The organism is Streptomyces violaceoruber, from assembly GCF_033406955.1.
Classification (GTDB): Bacteria; Actinomycetota; Actinomycetes; order Streptomycetales; family Streptomycetaceae; genus Streptomyces; species Streptomyces violaceoruber.
In genome coordinates this window covers 4,371,171-4,390,716 of sequence record NZ_CP137734.1, presented here as the reverse complement: position 1 = coordinate 4,390,716, position 19,546 = coordinate 4,371,171, and the positions used below count along the sequence as shown (strand labels likewise).

Annotated in this window: 17 protein-coding genes; 7 read left to right on the top strand and 10 right to left on the bottom strand. The window is 74.1% G+C overall.

What is annotated here, in order from left to right; all coding sequences use genetic code 11:
* Positions 1–11: 11 nt before the first annotated feature.
* The 6 genes from R2E43_RS19645 to R2E43_RS19620 all read right to left on the bottom strand — a co-directional run bounded on the left by R2E43_RS19645 (position 12) and on the right by R2E43_RS19620 (position 7,996).
* Positions 12–1,223, bottom strand: coding sequence for an acyltransferase family protein (locus tag R2E43_RS19645; RefSeq protein WP_011029217.1), 1,212 nt, complete (start codon positions 1,221–1,223; stop codon positions 12–14).
* Between the two features lie 8 nt (positions 1,224–1,231).
* A complete protein-coding gene (locus tag R2E43_RS19640) occupies positions 1,232–2,209 on the bottom strand; it encodes an alpha/beta hydrolase (protein ID WP_003975182.1) in 978 nt (325 codons plus the stop codon).
* Positions 2,210–2,360: 151 nt separating this feature from the next.
* Positions 2,361–2,873, bottom strand: a complete 513-nt coding sequence (locus tag R2E43_RS19635) for a hypothetical protein (RefSeq protein WP_003975181.1) — start codon at positions 2,871–2,873, stop codon at positions 2,361–2,363.
* Positions 2,874–3,314: 441 nt separating this feature from the next.
* Positions 3,315–5,390 (bottom strand): TerD family protein, encoded by a 2,076-nt coding sequence (locus R2E43_RS19630; RefSeq protein ID WP_403274306.1) that lies wholly within the window; start codon positions 5,388–5,390, stop codon positions 3,315–3,317.
* 204 nt (positions 5,391–5,594) lie between these two features.
* Positions 5,595–6,620, bottom strand: a complete 1,026-nt coding sequence (locus R2E43_RS19625) for a hemolysin family protein (protein WP_003975178.1) — start codon at positions 6,618–6,620, stop codon at positions 5,595–5,597.
* Positions 6,617–7,996, bottom strand: a complete 1,380-nt coding sequence (locus R2E43_RS19620) for a hemolysin family protein (RefSeq protein ID WP_011029220.1) — start codon at positions 7,994–7,996, stop codon at positions 6,617–6,619. The genes R2E43_RS19625 and R2E43_RS19620 overlap by 4 nt, the downstream gene beginning before the upstream one ends.
* 270 nt (positions 7,997–8,266) lie before the next feature.
* On the opposite strand from R2E43_RS19620, the gene R2E43_RS19615 reads away from it, so the two are divergent.
* From R2E43_RS19615 to R2E43_RS19605, 3 genes are all read left to right on the top strand, one after another.
* Positions 8,267–9,211: a sporulation protein gene (locus tag R2E43_RS19615; RefSeq protein ID WP_003975176.1), complete on the top strand. Its 945-nt coding sequence runs from the start codon at positions 8,267–8,269 to the stop codon at positions 9,209–9,211.
* Positions 9,212–9,324: 113 nt separating this feature from the next.
* Complete coding sequence (locus R2E43_RS19610; protein WP_003975175.1) at positions 9,325–9,780, top strand: tellurite resistance TerB family protein; 456 nt, start codon at positions 9,325–9,327, stop codon at positions 9,778–9,780.
* A 103-nt stretch (positions 9,781–9,883) separates the two neighbouring features.
* Positions 9,884–10,132, top strand: a complete 249-nt coding sequence (locus R2E43_RS19605) for a twin-arginine translocase TatA/TatE family subunit (protein WP_003975174.1) — start codon at positions 9,884–9,886, stop codon at positions 10,130–10,132.
* Between the two features lie 12 nt (positions 10,133–10,144).
* Here the strand turns inward: R2E43_RS19605 and R2E43_RS19600 are convergent, their stop codons facing one another.
* The gene (locus R2E43_RS19600) at positions 10,145–10,882 is read right to left on the bottom strand and encodes a TetR/AcrR family transcriptional regulator (protein WP_011029222.1); all 738 of its coding nucleotides are present in this window, start codon (positions 10,880–10,882) and stop codon (positions 10,145–10,147) included.
* A 120-nt stretch (positions 10,883–11,002) separates the two neighbouring features.
* Here R2E43_RS19600 and R2E43_RS19595 point away from each other — a divergent pair, with 120 nt between their 5' ends.
* A complete protein-coding gene (locus tag R2E43_RS19595) occupies positions 11,003–12,142 on the top strand; it encodes a cytochrome P450 family protein (protein ID WP_332056409.1) in 1,140 nt (379 codons plus the stop codon).
* 17 nt (positions 12,143–12,159) lie between these two features.
* Here R2E43_RS19595 and R2E43_RS19590 read toward each other — a convergent pair whose 3' ends face one another.
* Both R2E43_RS19590 and R2E43_RS19585 read right to left on the bottom strand, forming a co-directional pair.
* The gene (locus R2E43_RS19590; RefSeq protein ID WP_011029224.1) at positions 12,160–13,800 is read right to left on the bottom strand and encodes a penicillin-binding transpeptidase domain-containing protein; all 1,641 of its coding nucleotides are present in this window, start codon (positions 13,798–13,800) and stop codon (positions 12,160–12,162) included.
* Between the two features lie 17 nt (positions 13,801–13,817).
* The gene (locus R2E43_RS19585; RefSeq protein ID WP_319129200.1) at positions 13,818–14,867 is read right to left on the bottom strand and encodes an alpha/beta hydrolase family esterase; all 1,050 of its coding nucleotides are present in this window, start codon (positions 14,865–14,867) and stop codon (positions 13,818–13,820) included.
* An 85-nt stretch (positions 14,868–14,952) separates the two neighbouring features.
* Here R2E43_RS19585 and R2E43_RS19580 point away from each other — a divergent pair, with 85 nt between their 5' ends.
* Positions 14,953–15,915, top strand: a complete 963-nt coding sequence (locus R2E43_RS19580; protein ID WP_011029226.1) for a LysR family transcriptional regulator — start codon at positions 14,953–14,955, stop codon at positions 15,913–15,915.
* Positions 15,916–16,396: 481 nt separating this feature from the next.
* Positions 16,397–17,275: a serine hydrolase gene (locus tag R2E43_RS19575; RefSeq protein ID WP_011029227.1), complete on the top strand. Its 879-nt coding sequence runs from the start codon at positions 16,397–16,399 to the stop codon at positions 17,273–17,275.
* Positions 17,276–17,299: 24 nt separating this feature from the next.
* Here R2E43_RS19575 and R2E43_RS19570 read toward each other — a convergent pair whose 3' ends face one another.
* Entirely contained in the window at positions 17,300–18,931 is a 1,632-nt protein-coding gene (locus tag R2E43_RS19570; RefSeq protein ID WP_189283182.1) for a right-handed parallel beta-helix repeat-containing protein, read from the bottom strand.
* 239 nt (positions 18,932–19,170) lie between these two features.
* Between R2E43_RS19570 and R2E43_RS19565 the strand changes: the two genes are divergently transcribed.
* Positions 19,171–19,542: a DUF6479 family protein gene (locus R2E43_RS19565; protein ID WP_016326645.1), complete on the top strand. Its 372-nt coding sequence runs from the start codon at positions 19,171–19,173 to the stop codon at positions 19,540–19,542.
* The last annotated feature ends 4 nt before the right edge of the window (positions 19,543–19,546 follow it).

Genomic DNA, 19,546 nt, shown 5'->3' with positions numbered 1-19,546 from the left:
GAGTTGGCGGCTCACGCCGCCAGGGCGAAGTAGCCGAAGCCCGCCGCCAGCACCGCCGCCGCCGCGCGCCGGGCCGTGCCGGTGCGGTCCCACGGGGACTCCAGCGGGCGGGCGAACCTCGCGACGGCCGCGAGCAGCCCCGCGAAGAGCGGCATCCAGGCCAGCCGGGCCAGGACCCAGCCGCCCGTGTCGGGTGCGGCGGTCAGCCCGGGGATCTCACCGAAGTACGAGCCGGGGACTGCGGCGGCGAGCATCGCCGTCTGGTGCCAGCACAGGATCGTCATCGCCGACAGGTTGACGATCACCACCGGCGCCCACAGGGCGGGCCGCCGCAGCAGCCGGGCCAGCCGGTCGCGCAGCAGGATCGCCGCGCCGGACTGGGCGGCGGCGAGCGCGAGGACCAGCAGGGACGGCGGGTGGGAGTTGGTCCGGGCCTCGCCGGGCACGCCCACCATCGACATCGGGTAGTGGAAGGCGAGCAGCAGCACGGCGAACAGCGCCGTACCGCCCGCCAGCAGCAGCCACGCCCCGCGCCGGCCGATCCGCCGGTCCGCCCAGGACACGCCCAGTTGGTAGGCGAACATCCAGCCCGGCAGCAGATTGAGCAGACTCAGCCAGGACGGCATCGCGTCCGCGAAGGGCCCGTACCGCAGGAGGTCGACCACCGCGACGGCTCCGATCAACGGCACCGCGGCCCGGGCGCCCAGGCGTTCGGACGCGCGGACGCAGTACGGCGTGAGGGCCGTGATCACGGCGTAGACGCCGACGAACCACAACGGCTGGACGACCAGCGTGGCGGCGGTGTGCAGCGTGTCGCCCGGCACACCGAGGCCGTAGTGCAGGACAGGAAGGAGCAGCGCCCATACGGCCGTGACGCCGAGGACCGGGCGCCCCAGCCGCCTGAGCCGCCCGGCCGTCCACTCCCGGACCGATCCCTTGCGACGCCGGTAGGAGAGGACCGAGGAGTAGCCGCCGACGAGGAAGAAGATGCCCAGCATCTGGAGGACCCAGCTCGCCGGGGCCAGGGCGCCGAACGTGGCCAGCGGGCTGGCGTTGTGCAGCCCGCCGCCGTCGAGGGTGAACCCGCCGACCAGCCAGTGACCGGTGGGCACGGCCAGCAGCGCCAGCGCGCGCAGGCCGTCGACGGCGCGGTCGCGGTGGGCCGGGGTCCGCTCGTCGACCCGGGCGCCGAGCCGGGCGAGCTTGGCGAGCAGCCTCCTCACGAGCCCTCTCACGGGCGCTCTCCGTCCGCGATCGCCGCGAACGCGGCCAGGGTGGAGGTGCCGGGCGTGAAGTACTCGTCGTGTGCCGGGACGTCGTCGGCGGGCAGGACGGTCGCGCCGAAGCCGGGCGAGGTGGGGTCGGCGCCGTGGCCGAGGCCCAGGAACTCGACGTTGGGCACGCGGTCGATCCAGTCGTCCGGGGACTTCGCCGCCCAGACGTGGGCGTCGGTGCCGAGGGCTCCGACGTCGTCGGCGCGCATGCCGGGCGAGCCCATGACGACGATGTCCCGGGCGTCGGTGTCGTCGGCGGCGAGGCCGCAGACCACCGAGCCGTAGCTGTGGCAGAAGAGGGAGGGATCGGGGAGACCGGCCGCGTCCAGCCCCTCGGTGAGGCGGGCCAGCCGCTCGGCCCCCGCCTCGGCGAGCCGGCCCGTCGCCAGGTCGGGTCCGATGCCGGAGGGCGTCGTGTACCCGGCCCAGGCGATGACGGCCGTGTCGTCGCCCGCCGCCGCCTGGAGGTCGGCGGCCCGCTGCGCCGTACGGTCGAAGGTCTCGGCGTCGATGTCCGAGCCCGGGACGATCACCGAGACGTGGGCGGCGTTCTCCAGGTCGCCCGCGACCCGCGCGATCGTTCCGCGCCCGCGCGGGTCGTACGCCAGCACCCGGTCCCCCGCGGGCGCGTTGGCCTCGTAACGGAGGTGCACGGGGACGCCGTCGAGGTTGCCCACCACGGCGGGGTGGTCCTCGGCGAGTCTGTGCCGCTGGACGTCGCTCAGACCGGCGAAGAAGGCCGCCACCTCGGCCGGGGTGGCCGTGCCGGGGTCCGGCAGCTCCCTGCCCAGGGAGTCGTCCGCCAGCCAGGCGGCGGTGCCGGGGAGCGGGCCGCCGGGCACGCTCGCACTGCTCGCCGACGCCCAGCCGGCCGTGCCGCCGACCAGCAGCGTGGTCAGTACGGCGGTGGTCAGGACCCTCCTGAAGCGACCCATCGGTCCGCCTCCTCCGTCTCGTCGTGACGCTGACGGAGGGAAGGTAGGAAGCCGGTACGAGCCGGGACGTCACTCCGGAGAGCCAAGCCCGGAGTGATACCCCGGTAGGGGGTCGGTCACGGGCCGGCCGCGTCGGTGACCGGCCCGCCCGTCAGACGGTGGCCGCCGTCCACTCCCGCAGCAGCGCCAGGCGCTGGTCCTTGGCGGGGGCGACGTCTTCGGGCTCGTCCCGGCGCCAGCGGAGCAGTTCGCCGACGGTGGTGGTGCCGTCGGCGAGGCGGGCGAGGAGGGCGCGGGAGAGGTCGTACTCGTCGGGCGTGTGGATACCGCCGGTGACGGCGGCCAGGACGCTCGCCTCGACCGTGCCGTCGCCCTCCGTCTCCACCAGCACCGTGAAGAGCGGCGGCTGTTCGCCGTCGCCGGTGATCAGCACGACGACCGAGTCGAACGCCATGGACGCCAGCCGCCGCCCGGCCGACCGCACGGCCACGTCCCGCACGTCCAGCCCCCGCACCTCGTCCCACCCCCAGGACCGGCCGCCCTGCCCGGTCCCCAGGATCTCCACCCCGCCCTCGGTCAGCCGCACACCGGGCCCCGCACCGGCGGGCTTCGCCCCCAGATACACACACCCCTCAGTGATCCAGAACAGGCCGACCATGGCCATGGGCGTCTCCTCCGACGGTACGGATGTCGTTGTCGCTGTCGTGGGGGGAGACGAACACGGTCATGCCGAGGTTCCCGGGTCAGACCCGACACTCGGTGGCGCGGAGCTCCATCCACTCGACTCCCGCAACGGCGAAGCGGAACCCGGAGTTCGCCGAAGCGACCCCGTCGGACTCACCATTCGTTCCCGGGGCACCCAGCGCCCAGGGCGTGGCGATCCGGAGGACGCCGAGGAGCGCGGCCTCCGGGCCGTCCGGTTCGAGGGCGACATCAGGCACAGTTCGGTCCCCACGACGGTCATTGGCGCGTGCATGGCTACGCCACGGGATCGCCTCGAACATGCGGCAAGCGTCCCGCACCGGACCGGAGCCCACCGGTGCCCCCCTGCATCGGGTCCGGCCCGGCCGTTCGCACGGCCGGGGCTCTCGCCGTCGTTCGGTGATCAGGTCGCCGCGGCGTGTTCCGCCGAGGGCGTCGGTCGTGGAGCCGACCGGTCCAGGGAAGTGACGACGGAGGCGTGGAACCGCTGCACGGCGTCGTCGACGCTCCGGATGAAGCCCGACTCCGTATTGCCGCGGGAGTTGCCCATGCCCTTGAAGAGGGAGAGCCGGAAGCCGGTGATCTGGGCTCCGTTCTTCGGGAGCATGTCCGCGGGCTCCGGGCGCAGCCGCTCCAGAGTGCCCCGCGGTCCTCCCGCTTCGCCTTCGACAAGGGTTTCCACATGCAGGTCGGCCGGTGCCTCGGCGAGCCGTCTGATGAGGCGCTTCGACCAGGTCAGGGGGTACCCCTGCTCGGGTGCCGGGATGTCGAAGGACGTGCGCAGCTTCCCGGTCCGCAGGTCGGCGGTGATCGCCAGTACGCCCGGGGTGCCTTCGATGCGCAGTTCGGCGTGCAGTCTGCCGTCCGTGCACAGGCGGTCCGCCATGTCCGCCCGCCGGGCCCCGGGATCGGCTCCGCGCTTGGCGCGCCGTACGGGGAGCACCTTGTGCCCGAGTTCGCCGCCGAGTCCCAGGCAGACCTGCCTGATGAGACGCTCCCAGCTCTCGACCACCTCCAGCAGGCGCGGATCGCCCTGGCACAGGGTCTCGTCGTCGATGCCGCGGCGAACGGGCACCCAGGCCGCGCCCATGTTCTGAAAGCCGTGGCAGCCGGAGTTCTCGTGCTGGAGATAGTGGAGAAGCTCCTGAAGCAGCCAGGCGTGTGCGGCGTTGCCCACACCCTCGTGCCGCAGCAGCATCTGTGCCTGGTGGGCCACCTCGGCCCAGGACAGGTGCCACAGGGCCACCTTGTGCTTGCGCCGGCCGTCGATCTTGACGTCGACGAGCGGGCTGCCCTCCAGCGCGACGTCGTTCGAGAGCGTGATGACGGCCTCGTAGCCGCGTCTGGCGGCGATGTCCGCGTACGCCTGCACCTGTTCGGGCTTGAGTGCGTTGCCGTTGGTCTTGGTCTCGACCAGCGCCGTCCACAACTTGCCGGCCCGCTCCACCCGGATGACACCGTCCGGGCGGCGCGGGGTGTCGCCGTGCGGCAACGAAACCTCGGTGAAGGTCTCCATGCGGCCGGCCGGAGCACCGAAGGCGGCGGTGAGCCTCCTGCCGAACTCCGGCACCTGCGCCATCACCGAAAGCAGCACCGAGGTGGCACGTGTCTCGCGGTCCCGGTCGCTCTTGAGCGCCGACACCGGGAAGAGCCTTGCCTCCTTCCAGGAGTCGTTCTCCGCGAGGGACTTCTTCACCACCTTGGGCAGGGTGACCTTCTTCTTGGCGGTGCGCGGGCGTACGGCGGTCTTCTTCGACTGCGCGTCCTCCTCCGACCGCCGGGGAGCGGGGACCGCTTCCAACGGCGCGGACGGCACCTGCTCGGCCGTCGCCGTGGGTGAGGATTCCGGCTCCGGGGAGCGGGGCAGCTGCTCCGCGGTGGCAGCCGCGGGCCGGACGACGTCCTCCGCCTCGTCGTCCGGCTGCTCGACCTCGTCGGACGCGTCGTCGTCGATGTCCACGCCGAAGTCGGTCGCAAGCCCGGCCAGGCCGTTGTCGTAGCCCTGGCCGACGGCCCGGAACTTCCACTCCTCACCGCGGCGGTACAACTCGCCGAAGATGAAGGCGCTCACCGACCCGGCGTCATCGATCGCGAACCGCAGCAGGCCGTCGCCGGTCCCGTCGGCCAAGGTCACCCGAAGGTCGTCCAACTCTCCGAAACGAGCGCCCCCGTACCGGCTCGCCGCGACGACCGCCCGCTCCACGTCCGGCGGAATCGCCGTCAGGTCGAAGACGATACGGTCCTCGCTGCCCTCCCCCGTGGGAGCCTTGCCCAGGAGCTGCACACTGCCGTCGGCGGCAACCGCGTTGTTGTAGAAGTAGAAGTCGGCGTCGCTGCGCACCTTCCCCTGGCCGCCCAGGAGCAGGACGGACACGTCCGCATCGCCCTCGCCGGTCGGACTGGCCCATCCCAGGCTCACGATCACCGAGCCGACGCTGTCACTCAGAGACGACAGGGCGATGTTGGACCCCTTGACCATTTCGTACACAGAACCCCCCAAGCACTTGCGTTCGAGCGCGGACGGACTCCCCTAGCCCGTCCGCCGTGTCGCGCTGTGACTCACAGCACACTCAGCGCACGGCGGCACTCTAATGCGTGGTGGGGGCAATCGGGGGCCAAGCGCACAAGGCGCCTGGAAGGGAACGGAACGCGGCCGACCGGGGGGGCGATCGGCCGCGTCGTGTTACGACGCCACCGGCGTCGTCGGGCCCACCAGTTCCGTCAGGACGTCCTCCATCGTGACGAAGCCCAGGACCGAGCCCGTCTCGCCGGTGACGGCGGCCAGGTGACTGTCCTCGGTGCGCAGGGCGGTGAGGGTGTCGTCCAGGGGGGTGTCGATGCGGACGCGGGTGACGCGGTGCAGGGCCGTGCGCGGGAAGGGGCTCTCGCGGTCGGTCAGGCCCAGGGTGTCCTTGATGTGCAGGTAGCCGAGGACCGTGCCGCCGGGGCCGGTGACCGGGAAGCGGGAGTAGCCCGCGTCGGCGGCCATGCGTTCCAGCTGGGCCGGGGTGACCGTGTGCGGGACGGTGCGCATCTTCTGGGCCGGGACCAGGATCTCGCCGACCGGCCGGGTGCCCAGCTCCAGCGCGTCGCGCAGGCGCTCGCCGTCGGCCGGGGTGAGTAGTCCGGCCTCGCTGGCGTCGACCACCATGCGGGCCAGCTGGTCGTCGGTGAAGACGGCCTCGACCTCGTCCTTCGGCTCCACCCGCAGCAGCTTGAGGAGCGTGTTGGCGAAGGCGTTGATGCCGAAGACGACCGGCTTCAGGGCCCGGGTGAGGGCGACCAGCGGCGGGCCGAGGAGCAGCGCGGTGGTCGCCGGGGCGGCCAGCGCGATGTTCTTCGGGATCATCTCGCCGATCAGCATGTGGAGATACGTCGCCAGGGTGAGGGCGATGGCGAAGGCCACCGGGTGGACCAGCGCGTGCGGCATGTGGACCGCCTCGAACACCGGCTCCATCAGGTGCGCGATGGCCGGCTCCGCGACCGCGCCGAGCACCAGGGAGGAGACGGTGATGCCGAGCTGGGCCGTGGCCATCATCTGGGAGATGTGCTGCAGGCCCCACAGGGTCATCCGGGCGCGCTTGTCGCCCGTCTTCGCGCGCGGCTCGATCTGGCTGCGGCGCACCGAGATCATGGCGAACTCGGCGCCCACGAAGAACGCGTTGGTCAGCAGCGTCAGCGCGCCGACGAAGAGCTGTACGACGGTCATCGGGCCAGCTCCCGCTCGTCCCGTGCCGACCGGTCGCCGACCGGCTGCCGCGCGTAGGCCGACCGGGCGTCGTCCGGCACGGGGGCCGTGACGCGGAGGCGGTCGGCGCGGTGGTGGTCGACGTCGAGGACGTCGATGCGCCAGCCGTCCAGGGCGACCACGTCACCCTTGGCGGGGATGCGTGTCAGGTGGGTGGCGACCAGGCCGGCCAGGGTCTCGTACGGTCCCTCCGGCGCGGTCAGGCCGATGCGCTCCAGGTGGTCCAGGCGCAGCGAGCCGTCGGCCTCCCAGGCCGCGCGGCCGTCGGGGTCCGCGGGGGCGGGCAGCAGGTCCGGTATCTCGACCGGGTCGTGCTCGTCGCGCACCTCGCCGACGACCTCCTCGACGATGTCCTCGACGGTCGCCACGCCCGCCGTGCCGCCGTACTCGTCGATGACGACGGCCATGGTGCGGCTGGCGCGCATGCGCTCCAGGAGGCGGTCGGCGGGCAGGCTGTCCGGCACCAGGAGCGGCGCGGTGGCCAGCTCGGTGACGGGGGTGGCCCGGCGCTTCTCCGGCTCCAGGGCCAGCACGTCGCGGATGTGGACGGTGCCGACGACCTCGTCCAGGCTGTCCCGGTAGACCGGGAAGCGGGACAGGCCGGTGGCGTGCGAGAGGTTCGCGGCGTCGGCGGCGGTGGCGTGGGCCTCCAGGGCCTTGACGTCCACGCGCGGCGTCATGACGTTCTCCGCGGTCAGCTCGCTCAGGTGCAGCGTACGGACGAACAGCTCGGCCGAGTCCGCCTCCAGGGCGCCCTCCGCGGCCGAGTGCTGGGCGAGGGCGACCAGCTCCTCGGCGCTGCGGACGGACGCCAGCTCCTCGGCCGGTTCCAGGCCGAAGCGGCGCACGAACCGGTTCGCCGTGTTGTTCAGGTGCCGGATGAAGGGGCCGAAGGCGGTGGTGAAGCCGCGCTGCGGGCCCGCGACGACCTTCGCGACGGCCAGCGGGCGGGAGATCGCCCAGTTCTTGGGGACCAGCTCGCCGACGACCATCAGGACGACGGTGGAGAGCACCACGCCGAGCAGGGTCGCCACCGTCGAGGCGGCGCCGCCCAGGCCCATCGCCGTCAGCGGGCCGCGCAGCAGCACCGCGATCGACGGCTCGGCCAGCATGCCGATGACCAGCGAGGTCACCGTGATGCCGAGCTGGGCGCCGGACAGCTGGAGGGTCAGGGAGCGTACGGCCCGCAGGGCGCCGTCCGCGCCGCGCTCACCGGACTCGGCGGCACGCTCCAGGTCGGAGCGCTCGACGGTGGTGAGGGAGAACTCGGCCGCGACGAAGAGCGCGCAGGCCAGGGTGAGGAGGAGGGCCAGCAGGAGCAGCAGGACCTCGGTCACCGTGCCACCCCGCTTCCCTCACGCGCATACGGGGGCACTGGCGGGCCGGCCGTGGCACGGCCGGTACTGGGAGGCTCCATTACGGAACGGGACTCCTTAACGGGGTCAGTGGGCGCCGCTACCAGCCGGGCGCCCGAGGGTTCTCCCTCATGGTAAAGGACGAGCAAAAAGATCGGGAGTCCTGAGACCCCTATGCTTCTACTCGCCTGTAGAGAACAGCCGGCCGGTTCCGGTTGTTCCCCGCACGAACGCGAAGGAGAGAACGCCTCGATGGTGTTCAAGCGGCTGCTCGGTTCCCTCGGCGTGGGCGGGCCCACGGTGGACACGACGCTCGCCCCGGGCGCCGCCCGGCCGGGAGGCACCCTGTCGGGCCGGGTCCGCCTCGTCGGCGGCACCGTCGGCCACGACGTCGAGCACGTCGCGCTGGAGCTGGTGGCCCGCGTGGAGACCGGGGACGGCGAGCACGGTGACGGCGAGGGCGTCGTCGTCTTCGGCCGGCACACCGTGGGCGGGCCCTTCCGGCTCGCGGCGGGCGAGGAGACGAGCATCCCGTTCACGGTGACGCTGCCCTGGGAGACCCCGGCCACCGAGCTGTACGGGCGGCAGCTGGGCGTCGTGCTCGGCGTGCGCACCGAGCTGGCGGTCGCCGGGGTCCGGGACAGCGGGGACCTGGACCCGTTCGCCGTGGCGCCGCTCCCGGCGCAGGAGGCCGTCCTGGAGGCCCTCGGCCGGCTCGGCTGCGGCTTCCGCTCCGCCGGCCTGGAGTACGGCCGCATCGGCGGCACCGGGCAGCAGCTGCCCTTCCACCAGGAGATCGAACTGACCCCGCCCCCGCGCTACGCCCACCAGGCCGACGAGATCGAGCTGACCTTCCTGGCCGTACCCGGCGCCCTCGAGGTGGTGCTGGAGGCGGACAAGCGGGGCGGCCCGCTCTCCGACGGCCACGGCGGCCACGACGCGCTCAGCCGCTTCACCGTCCCGCACGAGGGCCCCGCCGGACCGCGGGACTGGACCGCCCTCGTCGACGGCTGGATGCGGGAGCTGGTCGAGCACCGGGCGTCGTACGGCTCCCACGCGGTGTTCGGCCACGACGCCGGGGTCGGTGCGCCCGTCATGGCCGGGGCCGCGGGGATCGCCGGGGGAATGGTGGCGGCCGAAGTCGTCGACGAGGCGGGGGACTTCTTCGAGGGCGACTCCGGCGACGGGGAAGGCTGATAGCTTCTACAGTGCTGTAGAGGCTCGGGCCGGTCCCGGTCTCCCCGACCAGCCCGACCACCCCTTCCCGTCACATCCCTTCCCGTCCGACCGGTACGGAGTACGGAGTTCTCATGGCCCTGTGGGACCGCTTCAAGGAGTCCGCGTCGCAGATGCAGACGCAGCTCGTGGCGAAGAAGAACGACCTCAAGAGCGGCGCCTTCCGCGACGCGAGCATGGCGATGTGCGCGCTGGTCGCCGCGGCCGACGGCACCGTCGACGCCTCGGAGCGGCAGCGGGTCGCCCAGCTGATCTCGACCAACGAGGTGCTGCAGAACTTCCCCGCCGACGACCTGCGCCGCCGCTTCGAGGAGAACCTGGACAAGCTGACCGCCGACTTCGCCTTCGGCAAGGTCGGCATCCTCCAGGAGATCGCCAAGGCGAAGAAGAAGCCCGCCGAGGCACGGGCCGTGGTCCAGATCGGCATCGTGATCGGCGGCGCCGACGGTGACTTCGACAAGGACGAGCGCGCCGTGGTCCGCGAGGCGTGCTACGCGCTCGACCTGCCGCCGCACGAGTTCGACCTCTGAGAGCCATCGGGCCCCGCGGGCGCCGGGCCCGCCGGCCGTGCCGTAGATTCCGTGTGCGGGCCCGTGCCGCGGGCCCGCGACCGTACGTCCCCAGGAGAGCGCCGTGTTCGGACTCAGCGAGCTCGCGATCATTCTCGTCGTCGTCGCGGCCGTCCTGGCCGTCAAGAAGCTCCCCGAGCTGACCCGCTCGGCGGGCAAGTCGGCCCGCATCCTCAAGTCCGAGGCCCGCGCGGCCAGGGACGCGGACGAACCGGGGACGCCGCGCGTCATCCCGGGGGAGACGGTCGGGCGCGAGGACACCGGCACCGGTAACGACACCGGCACCGGCACGGGTACCGGCCCCCGGGGCTGAGCCCGGTCCGTCTCACGCGCGGGGCTCGCGGTCCCCGGCGCGGGTGCGGTGCGGGCCCAGTTCGCGCAGGACCTCGCCGAGTTCGGCGGCGGTGAGCGCGGGCGCGGGCAGGGACGCGGCGGCCGGTGCGGCGCGCAGGCCGCCCAGGAACAGGGCGAGGGGACGGCGCCAGGCGTCCGGCGCGGTTTCGGCCGCGGGCGCGGACGCGGCGGCCGCCGTGGCCGCGGTCGCCGCCGTCAGTGCCGGGACGGCACGGCCGAGCGCCGCGAGCCCGAACAGGACGTCCTCGGTGGTGACGTCGGCGCGGACGGTGCCCTCGTCGCGCAGACGGGTCAGCAGCGTGTCCACGGTCCGGCGGTTGTGCTCGTGCACGGCCTCCAGGCTGTCGACGCCCCGCAGGTGCGTGGTCATGAGGTCGTTGGAGCCCCGGTCCGCGGCCAGGGCGCCGAAGACCACCTCCAGATAGCCGGTGAGCCCGGCCCACGCGTCCGGCGCCTTCCTGGCCCGCTCCCCGGCGTCCATCGTGCCGGTCAGCGAGTCCCGGAACACGGCGTCCACCAGGGCGGCTCGGGTGGGGAAGTGGCGGTAGAGCGTCGCGTTGCCGACCCCCGCCCGGCGCGCGATCACGTCCAGCGCCGCGTCCAGCCCCTGCTCGGTGAACACCTCGTGGGCCGCCTCCAGCAGAAGCTCCCGGTTGCGCCGCGCGTCGCGTCGCTGCCGGGGCGCTCCGTCGCGTGCGCCGACGGTCATCCTCGCCCTCCGGGTCGTACGAACCGGGGAGTGCTCCCCGTGCTCCGAACGCCGATGCTATCGTCGACCGAGGAAATGGGGAGTACTCCCCGGTTAACTGTCTCTCTCACCGGAGGTCCCATGACCGCGCCCACCTATGAGGAACTGGCCGCCCTGCGGGCCGTGGGCGCCGTGCACCGGGTGTTCGTGCCGGGCAGCGGGGAGAGCCGGCTGGTGGTGACGCGCGACGCGGCACGGACCGCCCTCACCGACCCGCGGCTGCGCAACGACATCCGGCACTCCGCTTCCTGGGACAGCGACGGCGGGCACGCCATCGGCCACAACATGCTCCAGAGCGACCCGCCGCAGCACACCCGTCTGCGCCGGCTGGTCGCCGGACACTTCACGCCGGGACGGACCGCCGCCCTGCGCCCGCGCGTCGAGCGCATCGCGCACGGCCTGCTGGACGCGCTGCCGCCGGCGGGCACGGCCGACCTGGTCGCCCGGTACGCGCTGCCGCTGCCGGTCACGGTGATCTGCGAGCTGCTGGGCGTCCCGGAGAGCGACCGCGGAACCTTCCACACCTGGTCGAACGAGCTGGTCATGCCCACTTCGCCCGAGGCGGCCGGGTCGGCGGCGACCGCGCTGACCGGCTACCTCACCGAGCTGACCGACGCCAAGCGCCGCACCCCGGACGGCACGCTGCTCGGCGATCTGGTCGCCGCCGCCGACAGCGGCGAACTCACCCCCGGCGAACTGCTCGGCATGGCCTTCCTGATCCTGGTCGCGGGGCACGAGACGACCGTCAACCTGATCTCCGCCACCGTGCACGGCCTGCTCACCCACCCCGGCCAGCTCGCCCGACTGCGCGCCGAGCCGGAGCTGACCGAGGCCGCCGTGGAGGAGTCGCTGCGGTACCACTCGCCCGTTCATGCCTCCGCGTTCCGTTTCGCGGCCGAGCCGTTGGAGCTGGCGGGCACCGCGATCGCGGCGGGCGACCCGGTGCTCGTCTCCCTCGCCGCCGCCTCCCGCGACCCGGCGCACTTCCCCGACCCCGACCGCTTCGACATCGGCCGCCGCCCGCGGGGCCACCTCGGCTTCGGCCACGGCCCGCACCACTGCCTGGGCGCCCCGCTGGCCCGCGTCGAGGCCGCCGTCGCCGTACGCCTGCTGCTCGACCGGCATCCCGCGCTCGCGCTCGCCGCCGACCCGGCGACGCTCACCTGGCGCACCAGCACCCTGCTGCGGGGGCTGGTGGAACTGCCGGTGCGGCTCGGCTGATCCCGCTCAGTGGGGGCTCAGGCAGGGTCCTCCGGAACGGCCGACAGCAGGCTGTGCACGATCGGCCCCGCCGAGCCGCCGCCGGTGACGCCCTCCTCGACGACCACGGCGACGGCGACGTTGCCCCGGTGGGCGACGAGCCAGCCGTTGTTGTCCTGGTCGTCGGAGACCTCGGCGGTGCCGGTCTTGGCGCCGATCTCACCCGGCAGGTCGGCCAGGACGCGCGCGGTCCCTTCGGTGACGGTGGCCCGCATCAGCCCGCGCAACTGGCTGACGACCTCGTCGGGCAGCGGCTCGGTGCGGGTCTCGTCCTCGTTGCCCGCGGTGACGGACGGCTGGTGGAACTCTCCGGAGACCGCGGTGGCCGTCACCGACGCCATGATCAGGGGGTTGGCCTGGACCCGGCCCTGCCCGATCATCGACGCCGCCTTCTCCGTCTCGTCCTTGGGCTCCGGCACCGAGCCGTCGTACGTCGGGATGCCGATGTGCCACTCCTGGCCGACCCCGAAGTAGGTGCGGGCGACCTTCCCCAGCTCCCCGTCGTCGAGCTTGCCGCGCAGGCCGATGAAGGCGGTGTTGCAGGACTCGGTGAAGTCCTTGCGGAAGGTGGCGCCGGGGTGTTCGGAGGTCTCCACGTTGTGGAACTCCTTGCCGACCGTCAGGTACTTGGGGCAGTCCACGACGTCGTCGGGCGCGACCGCGTCCTTGAGCAGCAGGGCGCTGCTGGTGACGATCTTCCAGGTGGAGCCGGGCGCGTAGGTGCCGGAGGCGGCCCGGTTGAAGCCCGAGGAGGGCGAGTTGGCGAGGGCGAGCACCTCGCCGTTGTCGACGCGCAGGGCGACGAGGGAGGCGTTCTTGCCGTCGGCCTTCCCGAGGGCCTTCTCGGCGGCCGCCTGCCAGCCGGCGTCCAGGGTGGTGCGCACGGGCCGGTCCGCCGTCGCCGGGTCGGGCTCCTTGCCGAAGGACGCCTCGGTGCGCACGGTCTCGCCGCTGGCCCGGTCCACCAGCTCGACCGCGCCGCGCGGACCGCCGCCGCCCGCGTCACCGGCGAGCCGGCCCAAAAGCGGGGACAGGGACGGGTACTCGGCGCCCACGAGCGAGACCCCCGCGCGGTCCGTGACCTTGGGCGGGGCGCTCTCCTCGCGCTCCAGGCGGAACTTCTCCGTCTCGCTCAGCCGCGGATGCACCAGCGACAGCCGCCAGTCCACCTTCCAGCCGCCGCCGTCCTGCTCGCGCAGCGGCAGCTCCGACTCGTACGTCCAGGTGCCCAGGCCGGTGACCGGCATCCGGGCGGTGAAGGGGATGCCGAGGGTGCCGTCCTCGCCCTCCTTCACGCCGTCGGCCGCCGCCGTCAGCTTCGGTTTCTCGATGTCGAGTCCCGCGGTGAAGCTCTGCAGCACCTCCTGCGCCTTGCCGGGCTCGGTGGTGCGTGCGGCCGCGCTCGGCAGCCGCCCGGCGGCCCAGTCGGCGAGGAAGGCGCGCGCCTGCTCCGTCGCGGCGGGGTCGGGTCCGTCGTCGCCGCGCGCGAAGGGGCCGAACCCGGCGGCGTACGAGCCGCCCGCGGCGATCGCGAGGACGACGCCCACGGCGGCGACGGCCCGCACGCCGTTGCGGGGCCTGCGGCGGCGGGGAGAGGTGAAGGGGGGAGCGTCGGGCATGGGAAGGTCCTTGTCGGTCAGCGGCCGGGGCCGGTGAGGAAGTCGAGGATCGTGTCGGTGGCGTCGAGGGCCCTGCTGACGGGGCCGAACCCCTCGGGCGGCGGGACCGTCGAGCCCGGCCAGGTGTGACCGGCGTCGTCGACGACGAGGAGCTGCACGGTGCCGTCGGGCCGCCGGGAGCCGCCGGAAGCCTCCTTCCCGAGCCGCCACACCGTCCGTTCGTAGCCCTTCTGCTGCCGCGTGACCGGCTCGCCCGCGCCCCCGGCCGCCGCGAACGCCGCCGCACTGTCCCGCGCCGACCGGGTCGGCAGGATCGGCTCCTTTGGGTCCGGCGGCGGGGAGGGGAGACCCGCGAGGGGCCGTACGGGGTCGTCGGCGCCGTAGACGACCATGACCGGGACGGGCCCGGTCGGCTCCACCGCGGCGTCGCCCGTGGGGAGCTGGCCGGAGACCGAGGCGGCACCCGCCAGCAGCGCGGGGCGTTCGGCGGCCATGCGCAGGGCCATCGAGCCGCCGTTGGAGAACCCGGCGACGTAGACCTGACCGGGGTCGGCCCGCTCGGTGCGGACCAGGTGCTTGATCAGCGCCTCGGTGAACCGCACGTCCAGGCCGGGGTCCGGGCGCTGCTTCGTCGCCCGTGTGCCCGCGCCCCAGCCGCGGCCGAGGCCCTCGGGAAAGGCGACGAGCATGCCGCGCGCGGTGGCGGCCCGCTCCAGCCGGGTCTTCGCCCGCAGTTCGGCGGCGTCGGCGCCGCGGCCGTGGAAGGCGACGAGGAGGGGCCGCGGGCCGTCGGCGGCCGGGGCGGGGGGCCGGTGCAGGAGGTACTGGCGGACGTCGCCGTCCACCCGGAGCTGGGCGCGGACCTCCGGCGCCGCGGTGGCAAAGGGGGCGGGGGCCGTCGACGACGCTCCCGGGCGCCCGGAATCGGCGTCGCCGTCGGTGCCGGTGCCGGTGCCGGTGCCGGTGGCGCAGCCGGCCAGGGGGAGGACGAGGGCGAGGGCGAGCCCGCCGGCCCACCGACGGGCGCGGAGCGCGGGGTCACGGTCACGGTCACGGAAGGAGCGCATGGCCCGAGGAGAGCAACCCCGCCGAGCCCCTGTCCAAGACCGATATCAATGTCGGATCGATCAATCCCCGATATGATTACTGGTCGTGGACCTGGTGCGGCACCTGGAGTGCTTTGTGGCTGTTGCAGAAGAGTCACACTTCGGGCGTGCCGCCACCCGGCTCGGCATGGCCCAGCCGCCCCTGTCGCAGCGCATCCAGCGGCTGGAGAAGGAGCTGGGCGTCCGGCTCTTCGAGCGCACCAGCCGCCAGGTGGCGATCACCGAGGCGGGCACGCTGCTGCTCGCCGAGGCCCGCGAGCTGCTGGCCCGCGCCGAGTCACTGCGGACCGCGGCCCGCCGCATCCGGGACGGCGAGAGCGGTCTGCTGCGCGCCGCCCTGTCCCCCGACATCTCCGGCGAGACCGTCGCCGCGCTGCTGGCCGACTTCCGCCGCCGGCACGCGGGCCTCGAACTGGAGCTGCACGAGCTGACCACCGCCCAGCAGCTCGCCGGGTTCGCCGCCCACGAGCTGGACGTCGGCCTCATCCACCACCCGTGCGACGTCACCGGCCTGGAACTGGGCCCGGTGCTCCGCCGCGACCTCGGCGTCCTGCTGCCGCGCGGCGCGCCCCAGACGGAGCTGGACGCCGTGCCGCTCGCCGCCCTCACCGGCTACGACCTGGTCCTCTTCCCGCGCGCCGACGCGCCGGCGGTCTACGACGACCTGCTCACCGCCTGCGCCCGGGGCGGCTACACACCCGCCGCGGTACGGCACGGCCAGGGGGCCAGCTTCGTCCGCGGCCTGGTCCTGTCGTCCGGGGCCGTCGCCCTCGGCCCCCGCGACACCCGGCTCGTGGCCCCCGGCGACCAGGACCTGGTCTGGCGCCCGCTGGCCGGGGCCGCGCCCGCCTGGCGGCACTCCGCGGCCTGGCCCAAGGGGCGCGGCGACGCCGCCGTCGGCGCCTTCGCCGACGCGGCCACCCACGCCCTGCGCACCACGGCCGGCGCCCACTCCGAGGCACCCGCCCGGCCCCTGCACCTTCGCCCGGCATCGGAGTACTGGCTTTGACCGACACCGCCGCCTTCGGCCACCGACCCACGCACCCCACCACCCCCACCGACCCCGACCAGCGCCGCCCGACGGCCCCCGCACGAAGCGGCCCACCCACCACGGCGGCAGCCCGACCGGTGACCCCCCACACCGACACCAGCACCGGCACCGGCGCCAGCGCCGGAGGCCCGGCCATCACCGCCGCCGCCCCGCTCCGGCACCGACCTACGCACCCCACCACCCCCACCGACCCCGGCCACCGCCGCCCGACGGCCCCCGCACGAAGCGGCCCACCCACCACGGCGGCAGCCCGGCCGATGGCCCCCCGCCCCGACACCGGCACTGGCACCGACACCGGCACCGGAGATCCGGCCATTACCGCCGCCACCACCCCCCGGCACCGACCCACGCACCCCACCACCCCCCATGACCCCGACCGAGCACGCCCGGCGGCCGCCGGTCGGCCGATGGGCGCCGGCCCGGCGCCGGAGGAGGGGGCATGAGCGACACCGTCACCGCCGCCCGGCTGGACGCCGCGTTCGCCGATGCCGGGGTCACCGGGTGGCTGCACGCCGTGGACATCGACTCGGGGGCGCAAGTCGGGGCCGGGGCGGACCAGCCGGTCTGCACGGCCAGTGTCCACAAGCTGTGCGTGCTGGTGACGCTGCACGAGCTGGCGGCGGCCGGGGAACTGGACCTCACCGAGCGGATCGAGTGCCCGCCGACCGGCCGCACGCCCGGGCCCACCGGGCTCGCGGCCATGCTCGACCCGGTCCTGCTGTCCCTGCGCGACGCCGCGTTCCTGATGATGTCCGTCAGCGACAACACCGCCGCCGACCTGCTGCTGCGCCGGGTCGGCCTGGATGCCGTCAACCGCACCGCGGCCCGGCTCGGCCTCACCCGGACGCGGGCGGTGTACGGCTTCGGGGAGATGCTGGGCACCATGCGCGAGGACGCCGGGCCCGACGGAGCGCGGGCGCTGACCGACCCGCACGTCATCACCCGGCTGCGCGCCCTGGACCCGGCCCGTACCAACCACAGCACCCCGCGGGACATGACCCGCCTGCTCGGCGCGGTGTGGCGGGACGAGGCCTGCCCGCCCGAGTACGGCGCCGCGATGCGCCGGATCATGGGCCTTCAGGTGTGGCCGCACCGCCTGGCCTCGGGCTTCCCCTTCGACGACGTGCACGTGGCCGGCAAGACCGGCAGCCTGCCCACCCTGCGCAACGAGGTCGGCGTCGTCGAGTACCCCGACGGCGGCCGCTACGCCGTGGCCGTCTTCACCCGCACCGCCCACACGGCGGCCGTACTCCCGGCGGCGGATGCGGTGATCGGCACCGCGGCCCGGATCGCGGTGGACGCCCTGCGGGCACCCTGACGGCCGACGGCCGAGGGCGCCGCGTCACCCCGCGTTGTCGCGCCAGCGTCCGCCGGTCGGCGCCGAGTCGAAACGGGTCGACGCCGAGCCGTTGCCGCTGAAGTCGTTGCCGGAGACCCGGCCGCCCGTCCAGGTGGCCTCGTCCGCGATCCACACGGCGTGGATCTGGGTGCGGGGGTGCCCGTCGTCCCGGACGCGGTTGCCCTGCACGTACGGGTGGGTCACGGCAGCGGCGGCGGTGAGACCGGCGCGCGGGGCCGGGGAGTCCGGGAGGCGGTAGGCGGTGCCGGGCGCGGGGGTGCCGTCGGGCCAGGCGGTGCCGGCGCCGGGGCGTACGGGGGCGAGGGTGAGCCGGGTGGCGGTGTTGTCGGTGACCACGGCGGTGACCTCGGCCCCTCCGGGTCCGCCGCCGACCGTCAGCTCCTTGCCGCGGTGGCCGCCCGGGAGCCAGTCGGCCCGCGCGTCGGTGAGCGACAGCGGCCCGCAGCGGACGCCCTCGCCGCCCCCTGCCGTCCGGGCCGCGGCCCGACGGCCGTTGCCGCGGATCCGGTTGCCGACGATCGCGGGCTCGTGCAGCGGGGCGTCGACGCGGACCCCGTCCAGCGCGTTGTCGTGGATGTCGTTGGACTCCAGGACGATGTCCGTGGCGGGCTCCTGGTCGCCGCCGGCCAGGTTGTGCTCCCAGTAGCCGTACCGCCCGTTGTTGCTGACGCGGTTGCCGTGGAAGCCGTACGGCCCGGGGGTGTTGCCCAGCGCTATCCCGTCCCCCGCGTTGCCGTCGATCACGCACCCGGTGACGAGGCCGCCGCGCCCGCCGACACTCGTCGTGCCCTGCGCCGACACGTCGAACCCGGCGACGTGGTTGCCGAGCATCGAGCAGCCGGTGACCAGGAGGCCGTCGGCGCCCCAGTCGGAGATGCCGTAGCGGTTGTCCTCGGTGTGGCAGGCGGTGATGCGGATGCCGCGGGGCGGGACCCAGTCGTCCTGCTGGAGTTCGAGGAAGATGCCGTTGGTGCCGTTGCCGCGTGCGGTGCAGTCGGTCACCGCCAGCCGCTCGACCGGCCCCCACCCGCCGACCCCGATCCCGATGCCCGCGCCACCCATCTCCTCGCCGGGGTCCTGCCGCCCGCACCGCTCGGCCAGCACCCCCTCCACCACCGTGTCCTGGAGGAAGTCGCACCCGAAGCCGGTGGCGGCGGTGTCGTGCACGTACAGGTCGCTGAAGCGCCCGCGCAGCACGTACTGCAGGCCCAGGCCCTTGGCCAGGACCTCGTACTCCTCGGTCGCCACCCCCAGACCGTCGATCTCGAAGTGGGCGAAGGTGACGTCGGCGATGTGGCGGTCCGGTCCCGCGCCGTGCTGCGCGGTGGTGAACCAGGCGAGCGGCACCGGCAGCGCGGGGGCGCCCGGGTTGGAGAGCGCGAAGCAGGTGGCGCCGCGTCCGGCACCGATCAGCGAGACGCCGCTGCGCCAGAGCACCGGCTCGTTCCGGATCACGTACCGCCCGGCGGGCACGCGCACCGTGCGCGGCCGCCCGTCCTCGGCGGTGGCGTCGCCCAGCACGTCCACCAGCTCCTGAAGGGCCGGCCGGTCGTCGGCGGTGCCGTCCCCGGCCAGGCCGTACTCATGGGCGTCCGCCGTCAACGGCGCGGTCATGGGCTGCTCCTTCCACCGGTGGCGCGGCGCGGGACGGACGGCGGCCCGAGGCCGGCCGGCACCGCCCCGTGCCGACCGGGTACCAGCCACCGGCCCGCCCCAATCGCGCGTTCGCGCGTCAGGACACAGGCACGGACACGGGCGCGGACACAGGCACGGACCCGGGCAGTGGCACAGGCCGGGACATAGACAGGGACATATCAGGCGCTTTATCTCATTTGGGGGTACATAATCAGAACATGAGTACGGCAATGTATGTACTGCTGGCCGCGCCCTCGGGCGGAGCCAAAGTGACAGTGGTCTTCATCATCGGACTGGTGATCGCCGGGGCGTTGGTCTGGGCGGTACGCGTCGGCATGCGGGTCATGGACCGGGAGCCGGACCGCCCCCGCGCCGACGAACAGCCGCACCTCCCGGACACCGGCGCCGTCCACGAGGAGCGCGAGATGCGCGAACCCGACGAGATCCCGCTGAACAACGACGGGAGCCCGCGGCTCATGCCCTACGAGCTGCACCACTCGGGCAGCCGCCGCGGCGAGGACCAGAAGCGGCGCCGCTGGCTGCCGGGGTCGAGCGGGGCCTTCGGCAGCGGTGGGCCGGGACACGTCTGAGGCC

What these genes read in the sequence shown, in the direction of transcription:
- R2E43_RS19575 (WP_011029227.1), top strand. Translation starts at nt 16,397, where the DNA reads ATGAGCGACACCGTCACCGCCGCCCGGCTGGACGCCGCGTTCGCCGAT.
- R2E43_RS19625 (WP_003975178.1), bottom strand. Translation starts at nt 6,620, where the DNA reads ATGACCGTCGTACAGCTCTTCGTCGGCGCGCTGACGCTGCTGACCAAC.
- R2E43_RS19635 (WP_003975181.1), bottom strand. Translation starts at nt 2,873, where the DNA reads ATGGCCATGGTCGGCCTGTTCTGGATCACTGAGGGGTGTGTGTATCTG.
- R2E43_RS19595 (WP_332056409.1), top strand. Translation starts at nt 11,003, where the DNA reads ATGACCGCGCCCACCTATGAGGAACTGGCCGCCCTGCGGGCCGTGGGC.
- R2E43_RS19590 (WP_011029224.1), bottom strand. Translation starts at nt 13,800, where the DNA reads ATGCCCGACGCTCCCCCCTTCACCTCTCCCCGCCGCCGCAGGCCCCGC.
- R2E43_RS19565 (WP_016326645.1), top strand. Translation starts at nt 19,171, where the DNA reads ATGAGTACGGCAATGTATGTACTGCTGGCCGCGCCCTCGGGCGGAGCC.
- R2E43_RS19585 (WP_319129200.1), bottom strand. Translation starts at nt 14,867, where the DNA reads ATGCGCTCCTTCCGTGACCGTGACCGTGACCCCGCGCTCCGCGCCCGT.
- R2E43_RS19630 (WP_403274306.1), bottom strand. Translation starts at nt 5,390, where the DNA reads ATGGTCAAGGGGTCCAACATCGCCCTGTCGTCTCTGAGTGACAGCGTC.
- R2E43_RS19640 (WP_003975182.1), bottom strand. Translation starts at nt 2,209, where the DNA reads ATGGGTCGCTTCAGGAGGGTCCTGACCACCGCCGTACTGACCACGCTG.
- R2E43_RS19610 (WP_003975175.1), top strand. Translation starts at nt 9,325, where the DNA reads ATGGCCCTGTGGGACCGCTTCAAGGAGTCCGCGTCGCAGATGCAGACG.
- R2E43_RS19600 (WP_011029222.1), bottom strand. Translation starts at nt 10,882, where the DNA reads ATGACCGTCGGCGCACGCGACGGAGCGCCCCGGCAGCGACGCGACGCG.
- R2E43_RS19570 (WP_189283182.1), bottom strand. Translation starts at nt 18,931, where the DNA reads ATGACCGCGCCGTTGACGGCGGACGCCCATGAGTACGGCCTGGCCGGG.
- R2E43_RS19615 (WP_003975176.1), top strand. Translation starts at nt 8,267, where the DNA reads ATGGTGTTCAAGCGGCTGCTCGGTTCCCTCGGCGTGGGCGGGCCCACG.